Source organism: Shewanella sp. 0m-8, from assembly GCF_052977265.1.
Window position 1 is genome coordinate 1 of the sequence record NZ_JBRIMB010000086.1, and the last position, 6628, is coordinate 6628.

The 6628-nt window shown below is 42.1% G+C and carries 5 protein-coding genes; 2 read left to right on the top strand and 3 right to left on the bottom strand.

Annotated elements, in window-relative coordinates; genetic code table 11:
- Positions 1–567 precede the first annotated feature (567 nt).
- Both ACVBIO_RS21195 and ilvN read left to right on the top strand, forming a co-directional pair.
- Positions 568–2289, top strand: coding sequence for an acetolactate synthase 3 large subunit (locus ACVBIO_RS21195; RefSeq protein WP_447162849.1), 1722 nt, complete (start codon positions 568–570; stop codon positions 2287–2289).
- Positions 2289–2783, top strand: a complete 495-nt coding sequence (ilvN, locus tag ACVBIO_RS21200; RefSeq protein WP_447161353.1) for an acetolactate synthase small subunit — start codon at positions 2289–2291, stop codon at positions 2781–2783. Before ACVBIO_RS21195 ends, ilvN begins: the two co-directional genes overlap by 1 nt.
- A gap of 141 nt (positions 2784–2924) precedes the next feature.
- Here the strand turns inward: ilvN and ACVBIO_RS21205 are convergent, their stop codons facing one another.
- From ACVBIO_RS21205 to ACVBIO_RS21215, 3 genes are all read right to left on the bottom strand, one after another.
- The gene (locus ACVBIO_RS21205) at positions 2925–3365 is read right to left on the bottom strand and encodes an Hsp20 family protein (RefSeq protein ID WP_447161354.1); all 441 of its coding nucleotides are present in this window, start codon (positions 3363–3365) and stop codon (positions 2925–2927) included.
- 306 nt (positions 3366–3671) lie between these two features.
- The gene (gene ushA / locus ACVBIO_RS21210) at positions 3672–5426 is read right to left on the bottom strand and encodes a bifunctional UDP-sugar hydrolase/5'-nucleotidase UshA (RefSeq protein ID WP_447173389.1); all 1755 of its coding nucleotides are present in this window, start codon (positions 5424–5426) and stop codon (positions 3672–3674) included.
- Positions 5427–5798: 372 nt separating this feature from the next.
- Entirely contained in the window at positions 5799–6479 is a 681-nt protein-coding gene (locus ACVBIO_RS21215) for an alpha/beta hydrolase (protein ID WP_447161356.1), read from the bottom strand.
- Positions 6480–6628: the final 149 nt, after the last annotated feature.

The following is a 6628-nucleotide window of genomic DNA, read 5'->3' on the forward strand; positions in this document are numbered from 1 at the left end:
AGTATTTAGTATTTAGTATTTAGTATTTAGTATTTAGTATTTAGTATTTAGTATTTAGTATTTAGTATTTAGTATTTTCTATAACAGCAACCTCATTTGCCATTCTCCTCAATAACGCCCAAAAACTCCACTTAGACCACCAAAGTTCAATAATCGTACTCTTAAATAACCGCCCTCATACCTAATCATCTTAAATAACCAAACTCAAAATAATTGCTCTGCCATCATTAATCGACCTCCTATCATTAACCTCCTCGCAGTAATGTTGCGAGCACTACCTCCCTATAAATACTCTATTTTTATTCACTATTTTTGCAGCGATAATGAAAATTCTTCAATTAGAACAGTTTTTCAATTAAATCACTTGTAATAAACCAAGGGTTTTATATGATGAAAATACATTCAGTTTGAATGTTTGCCGAGCAATTTAATACTGTAGTTAGTTTTCTAACAGCATTTTTCGGCATTTCACGAGTGAAGATTACCGTCTGAGCTTAACTATTAGAGCGATTACCGTCGCTGTATCGAGATACTGCATACCGTCGCGGTAACTTAAGAGGAAGTATTATGGAGAAGTTATCTGGCGCCAGTATGGTTGTCCGTTCTCTTATTGATGAAGGTGTAAAACATATTTTTGGCTATCCAGGCGGATCTGTTCTGGATATCTATGACGCGCTGCACGAAAAATCCAATATCGAACATATTCTAGTACGTCACGAACAAGCTGCAGTGCATATGGCTGATGGTTACGCCCGTGCAACTGGCGAGGTTGGTGTGGTACTTGTGACCTCCGGACCGGGTGCAACCAATACCATTACCGGCATCGCAACCGCGTATATGGACTCTATTCCATTAGTTGTTATTTCAGGCCAGGTACCCAGTAATCTTATTGGTAATGATGCATTCCAAGAATGCGACATGATTGGTATTTCACGCCCAGTGGTTAAACACAGCTTTTTGGTCACCGATCCAAGAGACATTCCAGCCATTATCAAAAAAGCGTTTTATATCGCCTCAAGTGGTCGCCCAGGACCGGTAGTAGTTGATGTTCCAAAAGACTGTATGAACCCGGCAATTTTGCATGATTATCAATATCCTGAAGATATCAGCATGCGCTCATATAACCCAACGACAACCGGACACAAAGGTCAAATTCGTCGTGGCCTACAAGCGCTACTTGAAGCTAAGAAGCCAGTACTTTATGTCGGTGGTGGTGCGGTAATTTCTGGTTGCGATGCACAAATTCTTGCTTTATCAGAAAAGCTTGGGATCCCAGTGGTAAGTACACTAATGGGTCTAGGCGCCTTTCCTGGAACCCACAAAAATAGTGTCGGCATGCTAGGTATGCATGGCTGCTATGAAGCCAATATGGCCATGCATAATAGCGACCTTATTTTTGGTATTGGTGTACGTTTTGATGATCGTACGACCAATAATGTTGAAAAGTACTGTCCAAATGCCAAAATTTTACATATTGATATTGACCCCTCTTCAATCTCAAAAACAATTCGGGTCGATATTCCTATTGTAGGCTCTGCCGAAAAAATCCTAGACGATATGCTCAAGCAGATCGAAACCAACGACTATGGTATTACCGATCCAGGTGCCAATGATGCGTGGTGGAGTGATATTGCCAAGTGGCGAGCTGTTGATAGCCTTAAATATTCAACGAATGACCAAAAGATCAAACCGCAACAGGTCATCGAAGCCGTGCATAAGCTAACTAACGGTGATGCCTATGTCGCATCAGATGTTGGCCAGCATCAAATGTTTGCAGCGCTGTACTACCCGTTTAATAAGCCACGTCGCTGGATCAACTCTGGTGGCCTAGGAACTATGGGCTTTGGTTTACCTGCCGCGTTAGGCGTAAAACTCGCAATGCCAGATGAAACCGTTATCTGTGTTACCGGTGACGGCTCAATTCAGATGAATATTCAGGAGCTTTCTACCGCGCTACAATATGATATTCCGGTGATTATTATTAACTTAAACAATCACTTTTTGGGGATGGTTAAACAGTGGCAAGATATGATCTACGCAGGCCGTCACTCACAGTCTTACATGGACTCAGTACCTGATTTTGCCAAGATTTCTGAAGCGTACGGCCATGTAGGAATGACGATTAGCAATCCAGCTGACTTGGAAGCAGGTCTTATAAAAGCACTCAGCATGAAAGACAAACTGGTGTTTATGGATATTCATGTCGATGAGACCGAGCACGTTCACCCAATGCAGATCCGCGGTGGTGCAATGAATGAAATGTGGCTAAGTAAAACGGAGAAAAGCTAATGCGTCGAATTATATGTGTATTACTTGAGAACCAATCCGGCGCCCTTTCACGCGTTGTAGGACTATTTTCACAGCGCGGATATAACATTGAGACCCTAACGGTCGCGCCAACAGAAGACAAAACCTTGTCAAGATTGACCGTTACTGTAAATGCTGACGAATATGTACTCGAGCAAATAGAGAAGCAGTTACATAAGCTTATTGATGTACTTAAAGTCTCTAACATTACCGAATCAGCACATGTCGAGCGTGAACTGGCATTGATAAAGGTAAAGGCGCACGGTGACAACCGTGAAGAAGTGAAACGATTAGCCGATATTTTCCGCGGCCAAATTGTTGATGTCACTCAAAGTCTTTATACTGTGCAATTAATTGGTACAACAGAAAAACTCGATGCTTGTATTGCGGCGCTAGCAGATGTGACCAAGGTGGTTGAGATCTCTCGCTCAGGTGTTGTCGGTCTTGCCCGCGGTGAAAAGGCGATGAAAGCATAGTCTGTGTTCATTTTTAGTGACTAAATGCATCATCCAATTTAGGACGCGCATCACCCAATAGTAAAAGGGAGCCAATTGGCTCCCTTTTTAAATGCAGTTATTGGATGTGACCTATTGAATAGGCTATATGAGTTCGCGCGATTACTCTGCGTCGAGTAATCTCGTGCTAGCGATTTCAATCTTTCTTGGTTTCATCGCTTCAGGGATCTCACGCTTCAGATCAATATTCAACAAGCCGTTCTCTAAGTTTGCGCCAACCACAGTAACATAGTCTGCTAGTTGGAAGGTACGCTCAAAACCGCGCTCAGCTATGCCTTGATAAAGGTACTTACGAGTTTCTTTCTCTTCAGCCTTTATGCCCTTCACTAACAGCTTGTCGCCTTCACTGGTAATATCAAGTTCTTGCATCGTAAAGCCCGCTACGGCCATAGTAATACGGTAACGATGTTCATTTATCAATTCGATATTGTATGGAGGGTAACCGGAATTGCCTTTATTAGATGCCGCGTGTTCTGCAAGTTGAGCTAAGCGGTCGAATCCAATAGCGCTGCGGTATAGTGGGGTTAAGTCGTAGTTTCTCATGGGTATATCCTTGTATTAAGCAATATAAAAGTATGTTGGCCGACACGTGTCGCACCGATTGTGAAGCGCTAATTCGCGCTTCTTATTTAAATGTTGCCCCGAAGGCACAACTTTTAAATAGTTTGTTTAGGCCCTCATTGAGCGACCTTATTACTAATATGTGGATGTAAAAATGGTTTTTCAAGTGATGAGATGAAAGATAGTGAAATTAATAAAAAAGCCAGTCACGAATGACTGGCCTTCTTTTACACTAAGATCACTTGCGCCTAAATGATTAAAATCAGAATTAAGCGTACTTACTTAGCATTAGTTTGTAGCTGGACACCCTTTAACTTCAACACCGTTGTTCATGTAAACAAGCTTACCAGGAACAGGTGCGTAATCAGCAGCTTTAACTGTTGGGTTAGCAACAAAGAACTCACGTAATGCTGCAGCGTCAGTAATTTGAGTCGACTCAACATCAATCACAGGGTAATCATCACCACCAGCAGCACTGAAGCTAATGACTGAGAACGAGTATGTGTCAGTTAAGCTAAAGCCTTTGTTATTGATATCAGTAATATCAACTTCACCAGCAGCACAATCAACCGTCATAGAGATGTTATCAAGCTGAGCATATGCGCCAGAACCCGCAGTCTTAGTGGCAACAACATTTAAGTAGTCTTTTACTTCTGCGCCAGTCATGGTTGCTCTAGTTACGAAGTTACCAAATGGCTGAACAGTCAGTACATCGCGGTAAGTGATCTCACCAGCAGCGATTGAATCACGTACACCACCAGAGTTCATTACACCAAAGTCAGCATTAACTAAGTTAAATGTTCTATATGCGTGACCCAGTAAGTGACCTAAATTAGTTTGCTCTGCACGAACAACATTACGATCACCTTCAAGTTTAGCGTCAGTTGCCGAGATAACTTCATCAAGCAACTCTTGACCTTGTTGCTGGAATGGCTTCAATACAGAAGTAACAACTGGATCTGGTTCAATCTCTTCACCAATATTCACGTAAACACTGTTACCGTTTTCATCTTTAACAGTTTCACCATTCTCATCTTTTAACTTAGTTTTTAAGTTAATTGGAATAAGTTTGTAACTCGCAAGCTGCAGCTCACCGTTAAAGTATTCAAAATCGGCGCGACCAACATACTTACCCCACTCGTGGGCTTGCATGATGTAAGTACCATTTTGTTGATCAGGTTTACACTCATCACCTGGAGTAAAGTCAGCATATTCATTGCCTTCCATACATACAGGGGTTTGTGAGTGACCACCGATAATCGCTTGCAATTGACCAGCCTCTAACGAGCGAGCTAGCGTTACATCACCAGGTGCCTCACTACCATGGCTACCATCGGCGTAATGGCCCATGTGTGTAGTTGCAAAAATCAGATCAACGGTTTCATTGGCTTTAATTTCGGCGATCGCCTTCGTGATCTCTTCTTCAGGGTCGGCGAAATGGATCTTAGCGACATTGTCCGGGTTAACTAGCTTAGCTGTATCTTTGGTTGTTAGACCGATAACGGCAATTTTAACACCATTAACTTCAAATACTTTATATGGGTCAAAGTAACGCTCATCAGTCACGTTACCTTCATCATCTTTGTGATAAATATTAGCCGCTAGCATTGGGAAGTCAGCTAGCTTTGCTTGCATACCTAACACAGATAAATCGTTATCAAACTCATGGTTACCAAGTGCCATAGCATCATAACCAAGTAAATTCATACCAACGAAATCAGGTACTGCGTCCTGCATATCTGACTCTGGTACACCAGTATTGATGTCACCACCAGACAATAGAATGGACTCACCGCCGTTTGCTTCAACTTCTGCACGGATCTGCTCGATAAGCGTCATACGTGCGGCCATACCGTACTCGCCTTTGCTGTTTTCCCAGAAGCGACCGTGGTTATCATTCGTATGCAAAACAGTAAACTTACTACAAGCGTCACCAGCTTCTGCACATGTCTTAGGTGAAGAATCGTTATTATCACTACCACAAGCCGTTAACGCTGTAACAACAGCCGTCGCGACGAGTCCTTTTAGTAAAATCTTATTCATTACAATCAACCCCTTGATTATTTTTATATTTTGTAATTTTATGGTTATCTAGCAAAAGGCATCATTTCCTTTTGCGCCAAGCCATCTTATCAAAGCTTAGGCGTAATTTGTGTCACAATTATTACACATCGTGATCTAAGCGACTCTTTTATATACAAATTATGACAGAGATAGTTCTAACCAAAAAACAAGGGGGATAGCAACAAGGGGAATAAACCAAGCGGGTAGAAATATTGGCAGTAAATAGTAAAATAAAGTCAAACAATACATAAGATTATGCATAAGGCGTAAATTATCGGATTATCCTCAATAGCGAACAGGCCTAACGATAAAACATCGACAAGACCTGCTCAAAAAAGCATCGAACAGATTTTATTTTGCGTTTGGTAGGACTTGCTGTAACCAAATAGAGATGTCACGTAACTGCTCAGGCAACACATTATGCGCCATTGGGTAGGTTTTCCATTGGGTGTTAAAACCTGCTTTATTCAACAATTCATGTGCTGTTGCGCCTGCAGTGACAGGAACGACATCGTCATCTATGCCGTGATGCTGAAGAATTGGCGTCTCTTGGTTTACACCTGAGATCCCATCTGGCAAAGAGTCACCACTGGGTAAATAACAAGACAGAGCCATGATCCCGGCTAATTTCTGGGGTAACCTCAAGCCAGTGTATAAACTCATTACGCCACCTTGGCTAAACCCAGCTAACACAATATTGTCTGTTGAAATGCCCAATGCGACCTGTTCTTCAATTAAACCGATGATCGCTTGTTCACTCTGTTTTACACCAACCATGTCAGCCCGATCATGCAAATCCATACTCTTAATGTCATACCAGGCACGCATGACATAACCACCGTTAATTGTCACCGCTTGCTCTGGTGCATGGGGAAAAACAAACCGTATACAATGATCATTACCTAATCCCAGCGCGGGGACAACAGGAGCAAATCCTGCACCTGAATCTCCTAAGCCATGTAACCAAATGACACAGGCTTTGGCTTCTCGGGTGGGTTCAATGGTAATACGCTCAAGTTTGGAGTCTGACATAGTGTCCCTTTGCAATTAGAATTGTTAAATAGGCAGTGATAATACCAGCCTACAATCCGTTAGCCTATAGTGACTCTGACCCTGACGAATCCCCACAAAAAGATAAACAGAAATAATCAGATAGGCAAAAATATGAGGAACATTCATGG